Origin of the sequence: Sulfurovum sp. bin170 (assembly GCF_010892395.1) — a bacterium.
Lineage (GTDB): Bacteria > Campylobacterota > Campylobacteria > Campylobacterales > Sulfurovaceae > UBA1140.
Genome location: NZ_JAACKB010000303.1, coordinates 1 through 2,990, shown reverse-complemented (window position 1 = coordinate 2,990; position 2,990 = coordinate 1). Strand labels below are relative to the sequence as shown.

Below are 2,990 nucleotides of genomic sequence, written 5' to 3'. Positions count from 1 at the left end.
ATATACGGAACCGATGGCTTCAGCCTCGCTAATTCATTGGCATTGGGCTAAAGCCGTCGGTTCCTACTCTACTATCTTAGAGACAGGAATCTCCACAATAGATTTAGCCCCATGCTCTTTGAGTTTTGGGATAATATATCGAACCTCTTTTTTGTCCATCACAGCCACTATATCAACCCAGTCACCAGAAGCTAGAGTTGAGACTGTTGGGTTATCACTTGGAAGTATCTCCAATATAGCATCTAACTCGCTTTTAGGAGCATTTAACATCAAGCAAGTTTTTGGAACAGCATTTATGACTGATTGGAGCATCATAACGATTCTATCCATTTTTGCTCGTTTTTCAGGGTCTGCATATGCTTTTTTGTTTGCTATAAACCGTGTAGTGGTCTCTAGTACAGTATCTATGATTTTTAAATCATTTGCTCTTAGTGATGAGCCAGTCTCTGTTATCTCTACGATAGCATCGGCAAGATTGGGTACTTTCACCTCTGTGGTTCCCCAACTAAACTCTACATTGGCACTGACTCCATGAGACGCTAGATAATCTTTTGTTAGATTTACAACCTCTGTAGCGATAGTTTTACCCTCTAAGTCTTTTACACTCTTGTATGGTGACCCCTCTTTGACAGCTAGAACCCACCTGATAGGTCTAAAACTCTGTTTTGCATAAGTTAGCTCTGCCACCTCTATCACATCAGCACGATTCTCTTTTATCCAGTCCAGTCCTGTAAGTCCACAGTCTATCTGCTCACCCTCAACATATCTAGCCATCTCTTGAGCTCGTATAAGCATACACTCTAGTTCAGGGTCATCAATTGATGGATAGTAGTTTCTCTCTCTTACTTTTATATCATAACCAGCCTCTTTGAAGATTTTGATTGTAGACTCTTGGAGACTCCCTTTTGGGATTCCTAGTTTTAGTACCATATCATATTCCTTTTTTAAAAAGAGAATTATATAGTAAAAGAGTTAATTTTATCTAAACCTAGAACGCTTTCCTCCAAATTTGAATGTGCATATTAGACCAATAGCGTTACCATTGGCTGTTTTACTGTTATCTCTTTTGAGTTCATAATCTATAAATGTTGCTCTAAGTCCAAGTGCAAAAGCATCAATAGGCTCATATTGAATCTGCATGATTCCCCCTAAAGCACTCTTGAACTCATCTTTTATATCATCATCATAGTTATAGTTTCTAAAACTACCATCTAGCTCTGGATTGATATGATAGGTTAGTCCACCACCAAATTTCCAACCTGGAATCTTGATAAATCCTAAAGCAGAGAGAGGAATCATACTCCAAGTGATGCTACCGTTGTCTGCACTATCACTATCAAACTTATAACCTGCAAGAAACTGAACTTCTAATACACCCAGTGGGTCTTCTATCGCCATACCTAGCTCAAATCTAAAACCATCACCTGCCTTTATGGTGTAGTCACTCTCATAATCATGGTCGATAGTGATAAGCTCATCTCCACCACTCTCGAAGCCGATTTGGATAATTGGTTTTGGATTAGCATGAGATAGGGTCAAGAGTAGTGGTAAAATCAAAAGAGTTTTTTTTAGCATGATGAAGTCCTTTTTGTTTAATTATATCTAAAGTATTGTTAACACTAGACTTCTTTAGAATCGCACTATTTCATAACTACTTCACCATATACGCTGTCAATATCCGACCATTACGCAAAATCATCCCTGCATGTTCTATCACATCAAAGACATCTTTTTGACTCCACCCCATTTTATATAGTTGTTCAAAATTATTTTGTGTTACTTTTTTACTCTCATAAATAGCTTTTATAGCATGAATTGCAAGGGCTTTATGTTTATCATCAAATGGTACATCAGCAATATCAGCTATAGCCCTGTCTAGTTGCTCTTGTGTATACTCTTTAGCAAGTAGAAACTTTGTGTTCCACATCTTACAGTAAGCATAATCCTCTCTGAATGCAATATTGAGACGAATAAATCCAAATAGGTCAGGATTGATATTGGGATGTTTAACCACACGCATCACTGTCTTTAGAAAATCCTCTAAGTAGTCAGCTTCGATACTTCCTAAAAATTTCATCTGTGGTGGCACATCTCCATAGAGAATTTTTACTCTTCTAAATATCTTATCCAAACGCTCTTTTTGTGCTTTGTTTTCTTGTGTCATAAACATACTTTATCCTTTTATAGTAGATTGGTCGGTCTAGTATATTGTTTGTAAGCTTTTGGGATGCTGAATAGAAGAGGAAGCGATTTACTTCAAAAACTCACGAACCTCATCTTCGGTAATGTGCAAAAGGGTTGCTATCTTTTTAGCATCATACCCCACGGAGTAAAAAGCTTTGACAGAGAGTTTCAAAGTCTCATATTTTCCTTTTTCTATTCCCTCTTTAATACCCTCTTGAAGCCCTTTCTTCAAACCTCTATTAAACGATGGCATTTTTTCAATATCGACAGATAACATCTCTTCTCCTTTCTCTACATAATCTTCTAACGCTCTATTGGTTGAGTATATTTCAACTTTTTTGAGGTAAGTTCTAAAACTCATCTCATCCTCAGAGAGTTCTAATAACTTTTTCAAAATGGTATTGACTACCTCTTGTTTGTCTTTGCCCTCAAAGTCACAAAGTATGGCTAAAACCACGGCTGAGGGGTCATTGCTTTGCAGAAATGATTCACAAGGTATATCTCTTATCTCTATCAATACCTCAGCCATGAGACTCTAATCAATAATCTTATTCAGAAAAAAAGTTATCTATCTCTGTTATTAAATGATTTAAACTAGGAATTTTATCTTTTACATCAAAGTATAAATTTTCATAATCAAGACTATTAATAGTTTTTAATACACTCTTTTCCTTTTTACTCCAATGTCTTTTGACTAAGAAATAAATTTCATCTAGTTGTTGAGCTGGATGTTGGATTTCTTTTTCAAAATTTTCAATTTTTTCTAAGTCTATTATATTCTCTTTTATATTATCAAGAGTTAATCT

General features: G+C 35.9%; 5 protein-coding genes. All 5 read right to left on the bottom strand.

Annotated elements, in window-relative coordinates; genetic code table 11:
• Window positions 1–63 precede the first annotated feature (63 nt).
• Complete coding sequence (gene hisG, locus GSY74_RS07145) at window positions 64–930, bottom strand: ATP phosphoribosyltransferase (protein ID WP_164664418.1); 867 nt, start codon at window positions 928–930, stop codon at window positions 64–66.
• Window positions 931–978: 48 nt separating this feature from the next.
• A complete protein-coding gene (locus GSY74_RS07140) occupies window positions 979–1,575 on the bottom strand; it encodes an outer membrane beta-barrel protein (protein WP_164664417.1) in 597 nt (198 codons plus the stop codon).
• Window positions 1,576–1,651: 76 nt separating this feature from the next.
• Window positions 1,652–2,164, bottom strand: coding sequence for a hypothetical protein (locus tag GSY74_RS07135; RefSeq protein WP_255494575.1), 513 nt, complete (start codon window positions 2,162–2,164; stop codon window positions 1,652–1,654).
• 87 nt (window positions 2,165–2,251) lie between these two features.
• Complete coding sequence (locus tag GSY74_RS07130) at window positions 2,252–2,713, bottom strand: hypothetical protein (RefSeq protein ID WP_164664415.1); 462 nt, start codon at window positions 2,711–2,713, stop codon at window positions 2,252–2,254.
• 19 nt (window positions 2,714–2,732) lie between these two features.
• On the bottom strand, window positions 2,733–2,990 hold a 258-nt coding region (locus GSY74_RS07125; protein WP_223157500.1), incomplete at its 5' end, for a hypothetical protein.